Here is an 18770-nt window from a genome sequence, read left to right on the forward strand (position 1 = left end):
GGAAGGTGATGTTCATGGCAGCTCCCATTACGGAAATCCATAATCCGCTTACGGAGGAAGAAGAAAAGCTCCAAAAACTAGAAGAACTAAAAACACTGATCGCCAATAATGAAGATGCCTTAAACCATATGTTTAAAATCGTCAATGAACTGAATGGCGCCGGAGTATTCGAAGCTGCGACCTCGATGCTTCAAGGAAAAGAACAGATTGCCAAAATCGCCCTTGAACAAGTCACAAGACAACCTGTCACAAACCTGATCAATACCGTTATGGGGGCAACAGGGGCCTTGATGAAAGCCGATGCCGCACAATCGACGAAACTGCTGAAAAGTGCACTCGCCGGAATCGACGAAGGAAACAAATTCCTCCAAAGCGAAAAGAAAATCGGCGTACTCGATCTAATGAAAACGTTGAATGATCCCGACATAAACCGGGCGATCGGTTTCGGCGTCCACTTCCTGAAGGGAATGGGCAAGGAATTGAAGGAATAGGAAGGAAGGTTGACTCTTTTTAGGGTCAGCCTCTTTTTTCACTCATCAAAAAACAGGCTATACTCCCTCCCCTTATTCACGCCACGGCTTGTCAGGTTCAATGATTGCAGGATTCGCGTTGCAGTGGATGCAGAGGAAATATTCAAAAAATCCCGCAGCTGCCGATTCGTGATAGTCGGGCCGATTAAATAAAAATAGTTTCGGAAAGTTTGTATCGTTCAAGCATGGAAAAATCGGCATCGATATGCTGTTTATTGATGACGCGAACAGCTTTCTTTAAAGCTTTAGCATCTAAAATCGATTCTTTCATGGAATTTTCGAGTTGATTAATTATAGCGGGAAGCGCCTCGCGATGAATGACTTTATACTGGAGCGTACGGTTTTCAGGAGAGGTACGTATGATTGTTTGGGGATTGCTGATGACAATGAATGAATGGATCGGAATTACTGGAATGTTATATTGCAAAAGTCACGATTAAAGTATCCATCTGAAAAAAAAGGGATGGGTCCTACAACCGTATATCGTGGAAGATGAAATGACTTTTCGGTTCCAAAAAGCTTACTTAATGGAAAGTCAATGGAGGTTTCCCCTTTATAGCCAGCCTCCCTTTTATTGAGATCCTGCATAATTGAAGGCATCTTTGGATGATGTGGCGGAAGCCTGCGCACCAATGCACGTAATTTGAGGATCGTAAGCGGGACTTTTCGCTGTTTTACAATCAATATTCCTCACTCCTATCTTGGGTTTCTCCCAAAGGATTCGACAAAAATAACGAATATTCCTTCAAATGAATGCGCTTGTCCCTTTTATCTGCGAAATTCGAGGATTTTTCTACAATTTCGGCATTTTATCTGCGAAACTGATCTTTTTTTCTGCAATTTCGGCATTTTATCTGCGATTCTGGTCCATTTATCTGCAATTTCGGCACTTTATCTGAGATTCTGGTCCATTTATCTGCGATTTCGGCGATATTTCGATTTTCCTACAAAAAAAGGACCCCAAAAGCAGGTCCTCGTCATAAATCTGCAAGCGCCCTGCCCGCCTGTCGTCCGGAGAAAAGGCAGCCGCCGACGAATGTTCCTTCCAATGAACGATAACCGTGAACCCCGCCCCCGCCGAATCCAGCTACCTCACCCGCTGCATACAGGCCATTCACTGGATGTCCGGAAGCATTCAGGACGCGACAGGAAAGATCGGTTTGCAATCCCCCTAGAGTTTTTCTGCTGACGATATTCAACCGTACCGCTATCAACGGACCATTCTTTTGATCGAGGATTTTATGCGGTGCTGCAACTCTTATTAACCGATCCCCGATATAATGGCGTGCTCCACGCATTGCGGTGATTTGCAGGTCTTTCGTGAATTTATGATCCATTTCCCTATCCCTCGCGATTATTTGCCGCTCGATATCGGCAAGGACAAGCAAGTTCTCTTCCGTGAGCTTATTCATCCCGTCCACAAGTTCCGGGAGTGAATCCGCTATGACAAAATCCTCGCCCTTGTCCATGAAAGCCTGCACGGGAGACGATGCGCCAGGCAGGACGCGGGATAACACCTTCCGAATGCTTTTACCTGTCAAATCGGGATTTTGCTCAGAGCCCGATAAAGCAAATTCTTTTTCGATGATTTTCTGCGTCAAAATGAACCATGAATGGTCGTACCCTGTCGCCATGATGGCATCAAGCGTCCCCAGCGTATCGAATCCCGGAAAATTCGGAGCAGGGAATCGCTGGCCCGTTGCATCGAGCCAAAGAGATGAAGGCCCGGGCAGGATACGGATTCCATGCTTGGCCCAAACGGGATCATGATTCTTGATTCCTTCCGTATAGTGCCACATCCGGTCGCGATTGACGATTCTTCCTCCGGCCTTTTCCGTAATGGCAAGCATCCTCCCATCCACATGCTCAGGAACGCCGGAAATCATATTTTTCGGGGCTTCACCTAGTCGCGCAGGCCAATTCTTTCTTATCAATTCATGATTGGCCCCGATTCCGCCGCTTGTCACAAGCACAGCTTGAGCATGAAACGAAAAGTCCCCGATCACTTCCCGGGAGCTAGCCTCGCCGCGAGCTGCCGAGCTCGGCACAAGCACCGATCCACGTACACCAAAGACAGAGTCGTCTTCCGTTAACAATTCATTCACGCGATGACGGGGACGATAATCGACCAGACCTTTCCCGATCGCTTTACGGACCCGATCCTCGAACGGCTTTACGATCCCCGGACCCGTTCCCCATACAATATGAAAACGCGGAACCGAGTTACCATGTCCTTCAGCGAGGTAACCCCCTCGCTCCGCCCAGCCAACTACCGGAAAAAAACGGATGCCCTGGGCTGTCAGCCATTCCCGTTTTTCCCCTGATGCAAAGTGGACGTAAGCTTCCGCCCACTTTTTCCCCCAATGATCTTCATCATCCTCACGATCAAAACCAGCCGTACCTAACCAATCCTGCCAGGCAAGCTCCCGTGAATCCTTAATGCCCAATCTCCGCTGTTCAGGTGAGTCGACAAGAAATAAACCGCCAAAAGACCACCATGCCTGCCCGCCAAGAGAAGCTTCCGGTTCTTGATCCAGCAGCAATACTTTCTTCCCGGCATCCGCAAGCTCTGCCGCAGCCACCAACCCGGCGAGACCCGCTCCGACCACAATCACATCAAATCCCATCAACATGCCCCCGTCTCCATATGTATGCGCTTTCATTAAATGCTCTCTTCCTACATTCCCTGTTCATCCTCATATTCCTTCTTGAAAGGAAAAAAGGCAAATAAAAAACCACCAATATATGTATTGGTGGAGACGGTGGGAGTCGAACCCACGTCCAGACATAACGGCACTTAAGCTTCTACGAGTGTAGTCGATATATTCGCATTTCGCGAACTCATTAGCCTATCGACAGGCGGCAGAGCAGCTAGTCTGATTGGTCTCTTCCTTCATCCTCAGACGGTGGATTCCGGCGTATCCCACTTAGAGTGAGTCCCTTACCCTACCACGTGGGCCATGGAGGGAGGAACAGCTAACGACTGTTGTTACGCAGCGAAAGCTAGGTTGTTGTTTTGTTTGCCAGTTATAGGCGTTGACGTTTTAACGAGGCCGATCCCCTCGACTCGCAACTTAAGCTCGAACTATCCCTGTCGAATCCGTAACGTCCCCATGATTGAAATGGAGCGTACGAGAGAAGAATAGTCAGCAAGTTGGCTGATATTCAATTGTCATCGGTACAGGATTAATTATAACAGATTGAAACGAAAAATCAATTGTAAGGTCTTGGCAGTGTTACATCTTCTGACGATCACGGAAAGCACGTTCAATATCACGTTTCGCTTCCTTCTTCTTCAGGTCATCTCGCTTGTCATATTGCTTCTTCCCTTTTCCAAGCCCGATTAAAACCTTGGCAAAACCATTTTTCAAATACATTTTCAATGGAACGATGGTGTAGCCCGCTTCTTTCGTTTCACCGATCAGTTTACTGATTTCTTTCTTATGCAAAAGGAGCTTTCTTGTCCGCAACGGGTCATGGTTAAACTGGTTCCCTTGCTCGTAAGGACTGACATGCATATTATAAAGATAGATTTCGCCATTTTCAATTTTAGCGAAGGCATCTCTCAAATTCACTCGGGCCGCACGGATTGCCTTGATTTCGGTCCCTTTCAAAACGATGCCTGCTTCAAATGTTTGTTCAATGAAGAAATCATGATACGCTTTTTTATTTTGTGCTAGTTGTTTACCTGAGCCTTTTGGCATCTAACTCTCCCCTTTTTACATCCGATCGCGGTGAGAGGATGAATCGATCATCCCCTCACATCAATCTTATCTCTTTTTAGGCTTCCTCTTGCGCTTGGCAGCGGGCGCATTTTCAAAGAATTTTTTCTTCTTTTTCGGCTTTCTATCGGAAGAAGGCGAATCTCCCTTGCGATTGCCGCCACGGCCGCCGCCTTTTCCTTCGTTTCTTCCGCCATTCCCGCCGCGGCCGCGTTTACGGTCACCTGAATTGGCTTTGAATATTTTCTTCTCTCCGGATGGACGCGGACGGCTCACCTTCATGCCGATGATTTCAAAATCGATGGCGCGTTCCTCTTTATTGACGTTGGAAACACGTACGTCGATTTCGTCCCCAATCCGGAATACATTCCCTGTACGTTCCCCGATCATGGCCAGCTGGCGCTCATCGAAGCGGTAATAGTCATCCGTCATGAAGCTGACATGAACAAGCCCCTCAATGGTGTTCGGCAGCTCGACGAACATTCCGAAATTCGTAACGGAACCAATGATGCCGGTATATTCCTCGCCGATTTTATCAAGCATATATTCGGCTTTCTTCAAATCATCGGTTTCGCGCTCCGCATCGACGGAGCGACGTTCCCGCTTCGAGGTATGATCGGCAATCTCGGGTAAAATCGCATTCCATTTCTCTTTCGTCGCTTCATCCGTTTTCCCTTCCACCAAATAAGTCCGGATCAGCCTATGCACGATCAAATCCGGGTAACGGCGGATCGGTGAAGTGAAATGTGTATAAAATTCAGCTGATAATCCAAAATGGCCCAGGCTTTCCGGATCATATTTCGCTTGCTGCATCGAACGGAGCATGACGGTGGATATGACCGTTTCTTCCGGCTTGCCTGCCACTGCCTCGATGATTTCCTGTAATGCCTTTGGATGGACGTCATTGGCCGACCCGCGCACGATGTAGCCGAAGTTCGTAATGAATTCGAAGAAGCGCTGCAGTTTTTCCGGCTTCGGATCTTCGTGGATACGGTAAATGAACGGAACGTCAAGACGGTTGAAATGCTCGGCAACGGTTTCGTTGGCCGCGAGCATGAATTCTTCAATCAGCTTCTCGGCAACCGACCTTTCACGTAAAACGACATCAGTCGGATGTCCCTCTTCGTCAACGATAACCCTCGCTTCATTGAAATCAAAATCGATCGCACCGCGGTTCATCCGATTTTTACGAAGGATGGCCGCCAACTTCTCCATGTCCTCGAACATCGGCACCAACGCTTCATAGCGCTCCAGCTGTTCTTCATCTTTATCCACCAAAATCTTGTTCACATTGCCATATGTCATCCGCTCCGTCGTCTTGATGACACTTTCAAAAATCTCGTGATTGACGACATGCCCGTCTGGTGTGATTTCCATCTCACAAGAAAGTGTAAACCGATCGACCTGCGGGTTCAAGGAGCAAATCCCGTTCGATAAACGATGCGGAATCATCGGAATGACCCTGTCCACCAAATAAACGCTCGTACCCCTTTCAAGGGCTTCCTTATCGATTGGTGAACCTTCCGTAACATAATGGCTGACATCGGCAATATGGACACCTAGCTTGTAATGGCCATTTTCAAGCTTAGTAACCGAAACGGCATCATCGAGGTCCTTCGCATCGGCCCCATCAATCGTGACCAAAACATCTTTGCGCAAATCCCTGCGGCTGCCGATTTCACTTTCAGAAATCGTATCGGAAACGGCATTGGCTTGCTTCATGACGTCTTCCGGGAATTCCATGGGCAAACCATATTTATGGATGACGGAAAGGATATCGACGCCAGGGTCATTTTTATGCCCTAGAATTTCGATGATTTCTCCTTCTGCACTTACACGTCCTTCTGGGTAAGAAGTCAGCTTGACGACAACCTTATGGCCCTCCACCGCTCCATGGGAAGCATGCTGCGGGATGAAGATGTCGTTTGCGATCTTTTTATCATCAGGGATGACGAAACCAAAGCTTTTGCTTTCGGAGTATGTACCTACCACTTGCGTTATTCCGCGTTCAAGGATCCTGATGACCGTGCCTTCTTGCCTTGATCCGGACGTTTCCGAGGATACTCGTACCATGACGATATCTCCGTGCATCGCTGTACCCGTTTCATTTGGCGGGATGAAAATATCATCCATTCCTGGGTTATCTTCAGGCGTTACAAATGCGAAGCCCTTTGCATGACCCGTTAATTTTCCGCGGAACAAATTCATTTTTTGCGGCAGGCCGTAACGATTGCTTCTCGTTCTGACCACCAATCCCTTTTCTTCCAGCTTCACTAGCGCCTTGACGAAATTCTTGAAGTCTGCCGAGTCTTCGATCTTCAAAGCCTCTTCAAGCTCCTGTACCGTCAATGGCTTATATGCTTCGTCGGTCATGTACGTCAAAAGCCTATTCATGTGTTCTTGAATGTTATCTTCCATAAAACCCCTCCTATTCAGGGTATAATAAATTTGTTATTCGGACCAATCCAGACTTTCTAAAAATTCCAATACATCTTCATGCAGCTGTTCTTTTTCTTTATCCAGCGTGATGACATGACCGGATTCTTCATACCACTTCAGTTTCTTGACAGGTGACTCGATGGAATCAAAAATGATATCGGCACTTTTCGGATTGATGACGTCATCATGCCGCCCCTGCACGACATATGTCGGTGCATAAATCAAATCGACATGCTCCCGTACATCCGTTATCAATTCCTGAAGGGCTTTCAATGTATTCATCGGTTTATCGGCCAGGAGGTCCATTTCATGCTCTATTTGCTCTTGCGTTTTTCCTTCATACTTCTTAAATTCTCTAGCGTACTCCAATACTCCTTTATACATCATCTCTTCACTTTTGATATACATGGGCGCACACATTGATACGATACCCTTTATAGGTACAGTGTAACCTAATTTAAGAGAAAATACGCCTCCCAAAGAGAGTCCGGCAACAGCTATTTCCTCATGGCCCTTGCTCTTCAGGAAATCGAATGCCATCATGACGTCCTTCCACCAATCATCAGGGCCCGTTTTCACCAGCTCCTCTGGCGGAACCCCATGTCCCTTATAGTGCGGGGCATGGCAGGTGTAACCGTGCTTCTCCAAGTGACGTCCAAGCATCCGCACATCTGCGGAATTCCCCGTGAATCCATGCAATAGTAAGACAGCTCTTTTTCCGCCTTCAAAAGTAAAGGGCTGCTGCAGCTTGATTTTCATGATAATTAGCTCCTTCATTAGTAAATAGCAACCAAAAAAATTCCCTATCCTATCATTAAGTACTAAAATTACTATATCTATTCATGCAACTATCGTGCAAAGAAAAAAGCCTAGCTATTTAGCTAGACTCATTTTTGATCGATTACACATCAAAGAATGCAACAAGTAAAGTTAAAGCAAAGAATAAAATGGCTAATACTACCGTTGCACGATGTAAAATCAAATCCAAGCCGCGAGCTTTTTGCTTTCCGAATAGCTGCTCAGCACCGCCGGCAATCGCACCTGATAAACCTGCACTTTTACCCGATTGAAGCAATACCGTCACAATAAGGGCGATACTGACGATCACCAAAAGCGTTATGAGAAAAGCATGCATGCAATCACACCTCCTGAAGTACCAATAAACAATTACTTTAACTTTACCACACCCATAAGATATCCACAATCTTTGTTATCATTTAATGGTAAGAATTCCTAAACAGCAGCTTCATCATTTTCTTTTTGAATCAAAGTTTGAGATAATTCACAAAAAGGGAAGAAAGAGGTGTCACCATGTTCAAGCCCATTCTCCGGATTCTTGATTTATTGACCATCCTGTTCTCGGCGGTTGCAGGCTATTCTTTATGGATAGGCGGCAGCAATCTCATCAGTGTCTTATTGATCGTTCTCTCGCCGCTTTTGCTGCTGCTTGCAAAATATCATGGCAATCGATATTTATTATTTGCTGCATATACCACGACAACCGTCTATTTTACTGCTATTATTTATAATGGACTTTCCAATAGCGGCATCGACTTTTTCCAATCAAGTTACCATGTGCTGCTGATCGGTGCAGCCGCCATCCTGCTGAGCATCATAGCGGCCGTCATTGGTTTCGGCACCAACACCCTTACGATTCTCTGGCTATCGCTGCACGCCCTGGTCACCTTCGAGACGATCAGGATGTCAGGCGGTTTCCTATCTCACTTTTGGTCTGCACCCGTCGTGGAAGCCGCAGTCCGCAATGATTATCCATTTTTATTGATGGTGGTCTGGATCGGCTTATTCCTCGATAAGTACCAAAGTGAATTGACGAGGGATTACTTGTCACGATAATCTTTCAAAACGCCTATCGCAGGAAATCTTATATTAAAAGCAAGGGGCCTTTCATATGTTAAAACCTATATTTACTGCAACTGCTCTGTCATCGTTCATTTTATTGTCCGGATGTTCATTCGACCAATCAAGCGATGAAAAAAAAGAGCAAAAAGAAGAACACCCGAGCTCCCACCATACGGAGACAGAAACTGATGATAAGCAAGATGATTCAAAAGAATCGGCCCAACGCCAGGTGGAAGTGGATGAAACGGTCAAGCCCGCGCAGGCTGGCCTGCAGACTTTAGCCAACCCAGAAAGCATCCCTGTACTTGTCAACAAACAATACAGCTTGCCGGAAGATTACAAACCTGAAGATCTTGTTTACCCAAAAGTGGATTTCATCTTTCAGGATAAAATTGAAAAAAGAATGATGCGCAAAGAAGCGGCAGAAGCGCTTGAACGGCTATTCCAAGCTGCCGAAAAAGACAATATGCACTTCGCCGGCGTATCCGCCTACCGTTCACATCAAACGCAAATCACGGTCTTTAATAACTATGTGGCCAAGGACGGGGAAGAAAAAGCGAAAACCTACAGTGCAATGCCTGGGACGAGCGAGCACGAAACAGGTCTGGCCATCGATGTCACGACCCATGACGGTGCATGTGCTGCCCAAGATTGCTTCGGAGACACGAATGAAGCGTCCTGGCTTGCAGAGCATGCCCATGAATACGGATTTATCATCCGCTATCCGGAAGGCAAGGAAAACATTACAGGCTATAAATACGAACCGTGGCACATCCGCTATATTGGCGCCGATGCCGCAACTGAAATCTTCAAAACGAAAAGCACTTTGGAAGAATACTATAATGCCGTTCCAGTAGAAGCTGTAGATAAATAAGTAAAAGGTGCCCATATGCGGCACCTTTTTTGACTTTAATCAAACGTTTGATTAAATTGGCTTCCCATAAAAAAACCCCCCATTCACATGGAATGGGAGGTGAGAGATAATCATCTCCACCCGCTTCTCGTCGGAAGAGGGTGTCACGGTAATTATTTCTTCAAGTTATAGAAAGATTTCAAGCCGCCGTAAACAGCCAAGTCGCCAAGCTGGTCTTCGATGCGAAGAAGTTGGTTGTATTTAGCGATACGGTCCGTACGTGACATCGAACCTGTTTTGATTTGTCCTGCGTTCGTTGCAACGGCGATGTCAGCGATTGTTGCATCTTCCGTTTCACCTGAGCGGTGGGAAACGACAGCCGTGTAGCCAGCGCGCTTAGCCATTTCGATTGCGTCAAACGTTTCAGTCAGTGTACCGATTTGGTTCACTTTGATCAGGATCGAGTTACCGATGCCTTTTTCAATGCCTTCAGCCAATTTTTTCGTGTTCGTTACGAATAAATCGTCACCAACCAATTGAACTCTAGAACCGATGCGTTCAGTTAGAAGTTTGTGGCCATCCCAGTCATTTTCATCCAAGCCGTCTTCGATGGAAAGAATCGGGAATTCATTCACTAGCTCTTCATAGAAAGCAACCATTTCTTCAGATGTAACGCCATTGCGGCCTTCGCCTGCAAGATCGTATTTGCCTGTTTCTTTGTTATAGAATTCAGATGAAGCTACGTCCATACCAAGGTAGATATCTTCGCCTGCTTTATAGCCTGCTTTTTCAATCGCCTCGATGATGACTTGAAGTGCTTCACGGTTCGAACCTAGGTTTGGCGCAAAGCCGCCTTCGTCGCCAACAGCCGTGTTCAAGCCTTTAGCAGAAAGAACCGATTTCAATGCATGGAATACTTCAGCACCCATACGAACGGCTTCCTTGAAGCTTGGCGCACCGACAGGAAGGATCATGAATTCCTGGAAGTCGACGTTGTTATCGGCATGTGATCCGCCGTTGATGATGTTCATCATTGGAGTTGGAAGTTGTTTTGCATTGAACCCTCCAAGGTAACGGTACAATGGTAAACCGGAAAATTCAGCAGCAGCATGGGCAGCAGCCATGGATACGCCAAGGATTGCATTCGCTCCAAGGTTTCCTTTGTTTTCCGTACCATCCAATTCGATCATCGTAAGGTCAAGGCCAGCTTGGTTCGTAACATCCAAGCCAATGACAGCTTCAGCAATGATTTCATTTACGTTATCAACCGCTTTTTGTACCCCTTTACCCAGGTAGCGAGATTTATCCCCGTCACGAAGCTCAACTGCTTCATGTTCTCCTGTTGAAGCACCTGATGGGACGATTGCGCGTCCGAAGTATCCGGACTCAGTTTGGATTTCTACTTCTATTGTTGGATTACCACGGGAATCAAGCACTTCGCGTGCATATACATGTTCAATGTACGGCATTTAAATCTCTCCTTTTCCAATTCACATTTTTATTTAGATAATAGGGATTTCCCTGTCATTTCAACAGGTTTTTCGACTCCAAGCAGATCAAGCATCGTTGGAGCTAAATCGCCTAATATACCATCTGTTCTTAATGTTACCTGATTTTTGGTGATAATGACAGGCACAGGGTTCGTTGTGTGGGCCGTCATCGGGTTTCCTTCAAGCGTAACGACTTCATCGGCATTCCCATGGTCTGCCGTAATGATTGCCGTGCCGCCTTTAGAGACGATCAAATCGACGATCCTGCCTAGGCATTCATCAACGGTTTCAATCGCTTTTATGGTCGGCTCAAGCATCCCTGAGTGCCCAACCATATCCGGATTGGCAAAATTCAAAAGGATCGCATCGAAGTTATCGGCCTCGATTTGTTCCACCAACGCATCCGTCACTTCATAAGCACTCATTTCCGGTTTTAAATCGTATGTAGCGACTTTCGGAGAATTAATTAAAATCCTCTCTTCACCAGGAAACTTCTCTTCTCGGCCACCGCTCATGAAAAACGTCACATGCGGATATTTTTCCGTTTCAGCAATGCGAAGCTGAGTAAGCTTGTTTTGAGAAAGCACTTCCCCTAATGTATTATCGAGATTTGTCGGCTTGAATGCAACATATCCATCAACCGTTTCCGAAAAATGCGTCAGGCAGACAAAATGAAGGTGTTTCGGATGACCGGGACCGCGGTCAAATGAGCGAAAGTCCTCATTCGTGAATGTATTCGAAATCTGGATCGCCCGGTCGGGACGGAAGTTATAAAAGATAACTGCATCCTCATCCTTAATCGTCGCCACCGGCTTGCCATCCTCCGCCGTAATGACCGAAGGAATCACGAACTCGTCAAAAATACCATGTTCATATGAATCCTCGACACATTCCAGTGCAGAAGGATAAGCTGGTCCATCTCCATATACCATTGAACGGTAGGATTTTTCGACACGCTCCCAGCGTTTGTCACGGTCCATGGAATAATATCTTCCCGAAATGGTTGCAAAGCGGCCTACACCGATTTCCTTCATTTTCGCCTCGGCATCCTTGATATAGCCCTGAGCCGTTTTCGGTCCGACATCACGCCCATCGAGGAACGCATGGACATACACATTCTTGACTCCTTCTTTGGCTGCCAGTCTCAGCAAGGCATACATATGTTCAATATGGCTATGCACGCCGCCATCCGAAAGAAGTCCAAACAGATGAAGGTCTGTACCTTTTTTCTTGGTATGCTTCATAGCCTCGACCAAGGTCGGGTTTTCTGCAAACTCGCCTTCGCGGATTGCCAGGTTCACACGGGTCAGGCTTTGATAAACGATGCGTCCGGCACCGATATTCAAATGGCCCACTTCCGAGTTCCCCATTTGTCCTGCAGGCAAGCCGACTGCTTCGCCGCTTGCAGTTAGATGGGAGTGCGGGTACTGCTCCCAATAACGGTCAAAATTCGGTTTTTTCGCATGATAAACAGCATTTCCTTTTTCCTCGCTGCGGCAGCCAAAACCGTCCAAGATGATAAGTGCCACAGGCGACTTACTCATAGTGACCAGCCTCCAGCAATTGTAAGAAACTATCCGGCTTCAAGCTTGCCCCGCCTACCAATGCACCGTCAATATCAGGTTGCGCCATGTACTCTTTGATATTCTCAGGTTTTACGCTGCCTCCGTACTGGATACGGATGGCCGCTGCCGCTTCGTTAGAAAACTTGTCAGCAACTACTGAACGGATATGTGCACATACTTCATTCGCATCTTGTGCAGATGATGATTTACCAGTGCCAATCGCCCAAATCGGTTCATAGGCAATGACAGCTTGTTTCAACTGCTCGTCGGATAAGCCCGCTAGGCCTTTTTCGATCTGGCCGGCAACAAAATCATTCGTTTCGCCAGCTTCACGCTGCTCAAGCGTTTCACCGCAGCAAACGATCGGGGTTAATTGGTTAGCGAAAGCGGCATGAGCTTTTTTATTAACGGCTTCATCCGTTTCATTGAACATTTCGCGACGTTCGGAATGGCCTAGGATGACATAAGAGACACCAAGATCAGCTAATGCGATCGGGCTGACTTCTCCTGTGAAGGCTCCATTATCTTCAAAGTGCATGTTCTGTGCCCCGATTTTCACATCGGTCCCCTTTGCAGCTTGAACTAATTGATCCAGAAACAAAGCAGGAGCACATACAACCGTATCGATTACATCTTGCTTAGGAATTAAATTGCTCACTTCTTCTAAAAAGGCAGTTGCCTCAGATAGTGTCTTATTCATTTTCCAGTTACCTGCAATAATCGGTTTACGCATATGGTTTCTCATCCCTTCTAAAGTTGAAAAATTTTTGACGGTTCACGCCTATTTGTCGTTCAATGCTACAACGCCCGGCAATTCCTTGCCTTCCATGAACTCAAGAGATGCACCGCCGCCCGTTGAAATATGGGACATTTTTTCCGCCAACCCAAACTTTTCGGCAGCCGCAGCAGAATCTCCACCGCCGACGATGCTGTAAGTATCTTTTGCATCAGCCAAGGCTTGGGCAACGGTTTTTGTACCATTCGCAAATTTATCGAATTCGAACACGCCCATAGGCCCATTCCAAATGACAAGCTTGGAGCCTTTGATGATATCCGCATATAATTCACTTGTTTTCGGACCGATATCAAGAGCCATTTTCTCTTTTGGTATCGAATCGATATTGACGATTTCAGTCTCTGCATCAGGTGAAAATTCAGCCGTAACGACGGCATCAATCGGCAAATGCAACTTCACGCCTTTTTCTTTAGCGCTTTCGATGAAGGATTTGGCCAATTCAATCTTGTCTTCCTCCAATAGCGAGTTACCGATTTCATGACCTTGCGCTTTAATGAATGTATAACCAAGGCCGCCGCCAATGATCAAATGATCGACGTTTTCCAAAAGATTTTTGATGACACCTATTTTATCCTTTACTTTTGCGCCGCCAATTATAGCTGTAAAAGGACGTTCCGGGTTCGATAAGGCTTTTCCGAGCACAGCAAGCTCTTTTTCCATCAGCAATCCGGAAACGGCTGGAAGGTGGTGTGCAATCCCTTCCGTCGAAGCATGGGCACGATGGGCAGCCCCGAATGCATCATTCACATAAACATCGGCAAGTGCAGCGAATGACTTCGCCAATTCTGGATCGTTCTTTTCTTCGCCTGGATAGAAGCGGACGTTTTCCAATAACAAGATCTCGCCATTCTCCATATTGTCGATCATGGATTGAACGGACTCGCCATATGCTTCTTCAGCTTTTTGCACATCCTTGCCGCTAAGCTCGCTTAGTCGTTCGGCAACAGGAGCTAAACGTAATTCTTCCACAACTTGTCCTTTAGGACGGCCAAGATGGCTCGCCAAGATGACTTTTGCGCCTTGTTCCGTCAGGTAGGAAATCGTCGGCAATGCAGCTTTGATTCTTGTATCGTCCGAAATCTTTCCGTCCTGCATCGGAACGTTGAAATCAACACGGCAAAATACACGTTTCCCCTTTAATTCAATATCTCTAATCGACTTTTTATTCATAATCCAAAGAACCTCCTTAGATATTGTTAACACATTTTTGATTTTTTTAGTCAAAAAGGGAGAGGGTACATATCCCATCTCCCCTTTACTCTACTTCATTATAGTCGGTTTCCAGAAAATTATCCAAAAACAAGGAATGGAAGCGCCTCATGTGCTTAATGACTTACTAATAATATCATCATCTGCCAGGTTTTATTAGAGTATGATTAAAAAAACCTCACCTTGGTGAGGTTTTTTTATTATTCTAATTACAATCCTTTTTTAGCCAAATAGTCGATCAAATCAACTACACGGTTAGAATATCCTGTTTCATTATCATACCAAGATAATACTTTAACCATGTTTCCTTCCATTACCATTGTGGAAAGGGCATCGATTGTAGAAGAAGATGGGTTGCCGTTATAGTCCGTTGATACTAGCGGAAGTTCGCTGTACTCAAGAATTCCTTTTAGGTCCCCTTCTGAAGCTTTTTTGAATGCTGCATTCACTTCTTCAGCTGTTACATCTTTTTCTAGTTCTGCTACAAGATCGACTACAGATACGTTTGGAGTCGGTACACGCATTGCCATACCATTCAATTTCCCTTTAAGCTCAGGAAGAACAAGTGCAACAGCTTTTGCCGCCCCAGTTGTTGTAGGAATGATGTTTTCGGCCGCTGCACGAGCACGACGGTAATCTTTATGAGGTAAATCAAGGATTTGTTGATCGTTTGTATACGAGTGAACAGTCGTCATCATACCGCGCTTGATTCCGAATTGTTCATGAAGAACTTTAGCGAATGGAGCCAAGCAGTTTGTAGTACATGACGCATTCGAGATTACATGGTGGTTCGCCGCATCATATTTCTCTTCATTTACACCCATGACGATTGTGATATCCTCATCGGATGCAGGAGCAGAGATGATTACTTTTTTCGCGCCAGCTTCTAAATGTTTGGCTGCATCTGAACGTTTCGTGAAACGTCCTGTAGATTCAACAACCACTTCAACACCTAAATCTCCCCAGCCTAATTGTGCAGGGTCACGTTCAGCCAATACTTTTACTTTATGGCCGTCAACTACCAAGAAATCACCATCAACCGCTACTTTTTCATTAAGAGAACCATGAATTGTATCATATTGAAGAAGGTGCGCTAGCATATTAGCATCCGTTAGGTCGTTAATAGCAACAATTTCCACCTCAGGGTTATTCAATGCTGCACGAAATACATTACGTCCAATACGTCCAAAACCATTAATACCAACTTTTACTGCCATGAAAAATTCCTCCTTTAAAGTTCGCAAATATATTAAGGGGTGTAATTCCCCTGAATTAACTCCAGTGCTGCCGCTTCATCCGTAATCAATACGGTTGACGAAGGAGCGCCTTTCATATAAGAACGGATAGCCTTGGCCTTAGTTTTCCCACCTGCGACAGTTATCACTCGCTTTTCAGGGCTGAGATCATCTAACTGGATGCCGACAGTCAAAACCTTATGGACAACTTTTCCGTTTTCATCGTAGTAATAACCGAATGCTTCTCCTACAGCTTTACCATCTAACAGCTTCTTTAACATTTCCGGCGGAGAATTCCTTCTCTCTGCCATCGCCATGGCATCACCAATTCCATGAATGATCATATCGGCAGATTTGATTTGTGAAATGACTTCTTTGATTGCAGGCTCCTTCTGAAAGGAAGCGTAAACTTCATCGCTCAATTGATCGGGTACATATAACACTCTGTATGAGGCGTGCGCCTTCTGTGCCATTTTTTCGACGATCGTATTGGCCTGGTTCTGCACCGCTTCACCAATTCCACCGCGGGCTGGAACGAATATCAATTTCTTCGATGCTTCATCAGGCGACAGCGAATTGGCCACTTCGGCCATTGTCGATCCACCAGTTACCGCAATGATATTCTTTGATTTCCACTCGAGTTTCATACGGTTTGCACAAGCTTTGCCCAATTCTTTTTTTACCCATGGGGTTTCATCGCAATTTCCCGATACAATGATGACTTCATCCACTTGCAACAAGTCCTGCAATTGCCGTTCCATTATGTCTATACCCATAACTTCACGCATTATTCCTTCTAACTTCTCCAGGATTTCCATCCCTTCATCCGTCAGTGTCATACCAGAACTGAAAATATTAACCAGGTTCTGACTTTTCAGAAAATCGACCTCGCCTCTAAGCGTCCGCTCCGTCAAATTAAGACTCACGGCCAGGCTTCGCCTTCCCACCGGCTGCATCATTTTGATATAACGCAGGATATCATATCTTTTTTGCATAACCATAAGGAAATCAGGTAATAATTTTCTTTGTACCTCGAGTAATGTACGCATAGATAAAACTCCTAAAAAGTCTGATTGGACACTATATGTCCCGCGTAGTCATTTTATGTCCCACCTGAAATAAAAAAAATATTCCTGCTACATATTTTATTCTAGCAGGAACGGATTGTTTCTTCAAATGATTTGAAAAATTATTTTTGCAAAAGCCCATTTAGAGCTGATTTATCAACCTTTCCATACTGAATGATTTCTTCTTTCCATTCAATCACAGGGATCATCAAAGCAAATTTCTCAAGCAGCACATCATCGGAATGAATATCGATTTCCTTAAAACCTATGCCCGAATCCCGTTTCACCTCTTCAAGTATCACCTTGGCCTCATCACATAACGGACATCTTGCCCTGCTATATAAAACAAACTGATTCGTTTCCAAAATACCCAACCCTTTTCAGTCATATCTTTTTCGTTTAGATGAAGACGGTATCCCTAGCTGCTCCCGGTATTTGGCAACCGTTCGACGTGCAAGGATGATTCCATGCTCCTCTTTCAGCCGTTCAGCCAAATCCTGATCCGATAGCGGCTTTTGTTTATTTTCGCCATCGATCGCGGCCTTGAGTCCCTTTTTAGCTTGCATGCCGGACATATCCTCTTCAAGGCCTACTGATTGTAAAGATGTTGTGAAGAAGATCCGCATCTCGATCGTACCGAAAGGGGTCTGCACATATTTACCTTTAACGGCGCGGCTTACCGTCGATTCATGTATTCCAAGTTCATCGGCCACTTCCTTCATCGTCATCGGCTTCAAGTAATTCAGCCCGTGATGAAAGCACGCTGGCTGTTTATCGACGATACACTGGATAACCTTCAATATCGTTTCTTTTCTCTGTTGAATCCCTCTTGAAATCCATTGGTATTCCTGCCACTTATCCTGAATGAACCGTTGTACGCCTTTATCTCCATGGCTCTTCATCCGGTTCAAGTACCCTTTATCTACATTAAGGTTCGGTGTGTTGCCATCGTAATTCCCGACAAGAAGCATCCCTTCACGGACCTCGACAACGACATCAGGCACTATATATGATGGTTTTTCCTGGAAGAACAATGAAGCTGGCCGCGGATTCAGCGTTTGCACATAATCGAATACCTCTTGTATTTCCTTCATTGTAGCGCCGATTTTCTTACTTAGATCTTTCCAACGCTTTTCGGCAAAGTCGAGAAAATGATTTTCTATGATGCTTTCCGCCAGGGGGTTGATCCCCTCCGCTATCACTTGGAGCAAGAGGCACTCTTGCAGATTTCTCGCTGCAAGTCCATGCGGCTCGAGCTGCTGTAGAATGGAGAGGCTCTCCTCCAAAACGGCTGGAGAGATGCCTGCAATGCAAATATCGTCCAGACTTATCCGCAAGTAACCGTTTTCATCGAGATTATGAATTAAGAGCAGCATCGCCTTATACTGCTCACCCGTTAGCTGCTGGTGATTGACCTGGGACATGACGTGCTGTTCAAGCGAGACGGTGTCTTCACTGATTTGTTCGATCCAATAGTTGGCATCATACGTATTTTTAAGGGTCCGTTTACCTTTTTTCCGGTCAAAGGTCGGCTGAAATAATGCAGATGTTGGCTGATCTAGGGACAGTAATGGATTTTCGGCCATTTTATTTTCCAAGAAAGCGGAAAGCTCCTGGGTGGAGTATTGCAGCAAGGTAATAGCCTGCATGAGCTCCTGGGTCATTGCCATCTTTAAAGTTTGCTGTTGAAATAATCCTGCTTTCATATTCATACTCATCGATTCATCCCTCCCCACTCCATTTTACATTATCAGGAAAAAATTCTACACAAAAACCCATGAAAACGCTTACGTTTTTTTCTGAATGGTTTATTTGTTTTCCATACTATATGTCAGGAATGCCATTTTCACAACTACTTTTATTGAAAAATCCCCATTTTTCAAGACTGAAGCCCTTATTTTCGAGGGATGTCCCCATCAAACAGATTTCGATGGAAATCGCGAAATTCCAACAAAAATCATCTTTCATAAAAAAATCCCCCACTTAAATAATTTAAGCGGGAGA

17 protein-coding genes and 1 other RNA gene are annotated in these 18770 nt (G+C 45.5%); 3 read left to right on the top strand and 15 right to left on the bottom strand.

The features are described from left to right. Positions 1–14 precede the first annotated feature (14 nt). Complete coding sequence (locus tag AS888_RS05285) at positions 15–491, top strand: helical membrane plugin domain-containing protein (RefSeq protein WP_061141141.1); 477 nt, start codon at positions 15–17, stop codon at positions 489–491. A 184-nt stretch (positions 492–675) separates the two neighbouring features. Here the strand turns inward: AS888_RS05285 and AS888_RS26680 are convergent, their stop codons facing one another. The 7 genes from AS888_RS26680 to secG form a co-directional block, all read right to left on the bottom strand. Beyond that, positions 676–957 (bottom strand): hypothetical protein, encoded by a 282-nt coding sequence (locus tag AS888_RS26680; protein ID WP_061141142.1) that lies wholly within the window; start codon positions 955–957, stop codon positions 676–678. Between the two features lie 550 nt (positions 958–1507). After that, the gene (locus AS888_RS05300; protein WP_061141792.1) at positions 1508–3157 is read right to left on the bottom strand and encodes an FAD-binding dehydrogenase; all 1650 of its coding nucleotides are present in this window, start codon (positions 3155–3157) and stop codon (positions 1508–1510) included. Between the two features lie 124 nt (positions 3158–3281). Further along, positions 3282–3643, bottom strand: a transfer-messenger RNA (tmRNA) gene (gene ssrA, locus AS888_RS05305). 123 nt (positions 3644–3766) lie between these two features. Next, complete coding sequence (gene smpB, locus AS888_RS05310) at positions 3767–4234, bottom strand: SsrA-binding protein SmpB (protein WP_061141144.1); 468 nt, start codon at positions 4232–4234, stop codon at positions 3767–3769. A gap of 66 nt (positions 4235–4300) precedes the next feature. Beyond that, positions 4301–6670: a ribonuclease R gene (rnr, locus tag AS888_RS05315; protein ID WP_061141145.1), complete on the bottom strand. Its 2370-nt coding sequence runs from the start codon at positions 6668–6670 to the stop codon at positions 4301–4303. A 33-nt stretch (positions 6671–6703) separates the two neighbouring features. Continuing rightward, positions 6704–7450 (bottom strand): alpha/beta hydrolase, encoded by a 747-nt coding sequence (locus tag AS888_RS05320; RefSeq protein ID WP_061141146.1) that lies wholly within the window; start codon positions 7448–7450, stop codon positions 6704–6706. Between the two features lie 142 nt (positions 7451–7592). Beyond that, on the bottom strand, positions 7593–7826 hold the full coding sequence (secG, locus tag AS888_RS05325; RefSeq protein WP_061141147.1) for a preprotein translocase subunit SecG: 234 nt from the start codon (positions 7824–7826) through the stop codon (positions 7593–7595). Positions 7827–8002: 176 nt separating this feature from the next. Here secG and AS888_RS05330 point away from each other — a divergent pair, with 176 nt between their 5' ends. Further along, a complete protein-coding gene (locus AS888_RS05330; protein WP_061141148.1) occupies positions 8003–8545 on the top strand; it encodes a hypothetical protein in 543 nt (180 codons plus the stop codon). A 55-nt stretch (positions 8546–8600) separates the two neighbouring features. Next, positions 8601–9425 (top strand): M15 family metallopeptidase, encoded by an 825-nt coding sequence (locus AS888_RS05335; RefSeq protein ID WP_061141149.1) that lies wholly within the window; start codon positions 8601–8603, stop codon positions 9423–9425. 152 nt (positions 9426–9577) lie between these two features. On the opposite strand, the gene eno is transcribed toward AS888_RS05335, so the two are convergent. The 8 genes from eno to rpoN form a co-directional block, all read right to left on the bottom strand. Next, positions 9578–10873 carry a phosphopyruvate hydratase gene (eno, locus tag AS888_RS05340; RefSeq protein WP_061141150.1) on the bottom strand — a complete coding sequence of 432 codons (1296 nt, stop codon included), beginning with the start codon at positions 10871–10873 and terminating at the stop codon, positions 9578–9580. 29 nt (positions 10874–10902) lie between these two features. Then, on the bottom strand, positions 10903–12438 hold the full coding sequence (gene gpmI / locus AS888_RS05345; protein ID WP_061141151.1) for a 2,3-bisphosphoglycerate-independent phosphoglycerate mutase: 1536 nt from the start codon (positions 12436–12438) through the stop codon (positions 10903–10905). Then, positions 12431–13192: a triose-phosphate isomerase gene (gene tpiA / locus AS888_RS05350; RefSeq protein ID WP_061141152.1), complete on the bottom strand. Its 762-nt coding sequence runs from the start codon at positions 13190–13192 to the stop codon at positions 12431–12433. The genes gpmI and tpiA overlap by 8 nt, the downstream gene beginning before the upstream one ends. A gap of 48 nt (positions 13193–13240) precedes the next feature. Continuing rightward, a complete protein-coding gene (locus AS888_RS05355; protein ID WP_061141153.1) occupies positions 13241–14425 on the bottom strand; it encodes a phosphoglycerate kinase in 1185 nt (394 codons plus the stop codon). A gap of 248 nt (positions 14426–14673) precedes the next feature. Next, positions 14674–15681 carry a type I glyceraldehyde-3-phosphate dehydrogenase gene (gene gap, locus AS888_RS05360; RefSeq protein ID WP_061141154.1) on the bottom strand — a complete coding sequence of 336 codons (1008 nt, stop codon included), beginning with the start codon at positions 15679–15681 and terminating at the stop codon, positions 14674–14676. A gap of 32 nt (positions 15682–15713) precedes the next feature. Further along, positions 15714–16748, bottom strand: coding sequence for a sugar-binding transcriptional regulator (locus AS888_RS05365; protein WP_061141155.1), 1035 nt, complete (start codon positions 16746–16748; stop codon positions 15714–15716). Between the two features lie 140 nt (positions 16749–16888). Then, positions 16889–17131 (bottom strand): glutaredoxin family protein, encoded by a 243-nt coding sequence (locus AS888_RS05370; RefSeq protein ID WP_155645426.1) that lies wholly within the window; start codon positions 17129–17131, stop codon positions 16889–16891. 15 nt (positions 17132–17146) lie between these two features. Next, positions 17147–18484 carry an RNA polymerase factor sigma-54 gene (gene rpoN / locus AS888_RS05375; RefSeq protein ID WP_260320123.1) on the bottom strand — a complete coding sequence of 446 codons (1338 nt, stop codon included), beginning with the start codon at positions 18482–18484 and terminating at the stop codon, positions 17147–17149. Positions 18485–18770: the final 286 nt, after the last annotated feature.

Source organism: Peribacillus simplex, assembly GCF_001542915.1.
In the GTDB taxonomy this organism is placed as follows: Bacteria; Bacillota; Bacilli; order Bacillales; family DSM-1321; genus Peribacillus; species Peribacillus simplex_B.

Excerpts from the sequence above, each read along its gene's own strand:
- AS888_RS05285 (WP_061141141.1), top strand. The coding sequence starts at position 15 with ATGGCAGCTCCCATTACGGAAATCCATAATCCGCTTACGGAGGAAGAA.
- AS888_RS05300 (WP_061141792.1), bottom strand. The coding sequence starts at position 3,157 with ATGGGATTTGATGTGATTGTGGTCGGAGCGGGTCTCGCCGGGTTGGTG.
- smpB (WP_061141144.1), bottom strand. The coding sequence starts at position 4,234 with ATGCCAAAAGGCTCAGGTAAACAACTAGCACAAAATAAAAAAGCGTAT.
- rnr (WP_061141145.1), bottom strand. The coding sequence starts at position 6,670 with ATGGAAGATAACATTCAAGAACACATGAATAGGCTTTTGACGTACATG.
- AS888_RS05320 (WP_061141146.1), bottom strand. The coding sequence starts at position 7,450 with ATGAAAATCAAGCTGCAGCAGCCCTTTACTTTTGAAGGCGGAAAAAGA.
- secG (WP_061141147.1), bottom strand. The coding sequence starts at position 7,826 with ATGCATGCTTTTCTCATAACGCTTTTGGTGATCGTCAGTATCGCCCTT.
- AS888_RS05330 (WP_061141148.1), top strand. The coding sequence starts at position 8,003 with ATGTTCAAGCCCATTCTCCGGATTCTTGATTTATTGACCATCCTGTTC.
- AS888_RS05335 (WP_061141149.1), top strand. The coding sequence starts at position 8,601 with ATGTTAAAACCTATATTTACTGCAACTGCTCTGTCATCGTTCATTTTA.
- eno (WP_061141150.1), bottom strand. The coding sequence starts at position 10,873 with ATGCCGTACATTGAACATGTATATGCACGCGAAGTGCTTGATTCCCGT.
- gpmI (WP_061141151.1), bottom strand. The coding sequence starts at position 12,438 with ATGAGTAAGTCGCCTGTGGCACTTATCATCTTGGACGGTTTTGGCTGC.
- tpiA (WP_061141152.1), bottom strand. The coding sequence starts at position 13,192 with ATGCGTAAACCGATTATTGCAGGTAACTGGAAAATGAATAAGACACTA.
- AS888_RS05355 (WP_061141153.1), bottom strand. The coding sequence starts at position 14,425 with ATGAATAAAAAGTCGATTAGAGATATTGAATTAAAGGGGAAACGTGTA.
- gap (WP_061141154.1), bottom strand. The coding sequence starts at position 15,681 with ATGGCAGTAAAAGTTGGTATTAATGGTTTTGGACGTATTGGACGTAAT.
- AS888_RS05365 (WP_061141155.1), bottom strand. The coding sequence starts at position 16,748 with ATGCGTACATTACTCGAGGTACAAAGAAAATTATTACCTGATTTCCTT.
- rpoN (WP_260320123.1), bottom strand. The coding sequence starts at position 18,484 with ATGAGTATGAATATGAAAGCAGGATTATTTCAACAGCAAACTTTAAAG.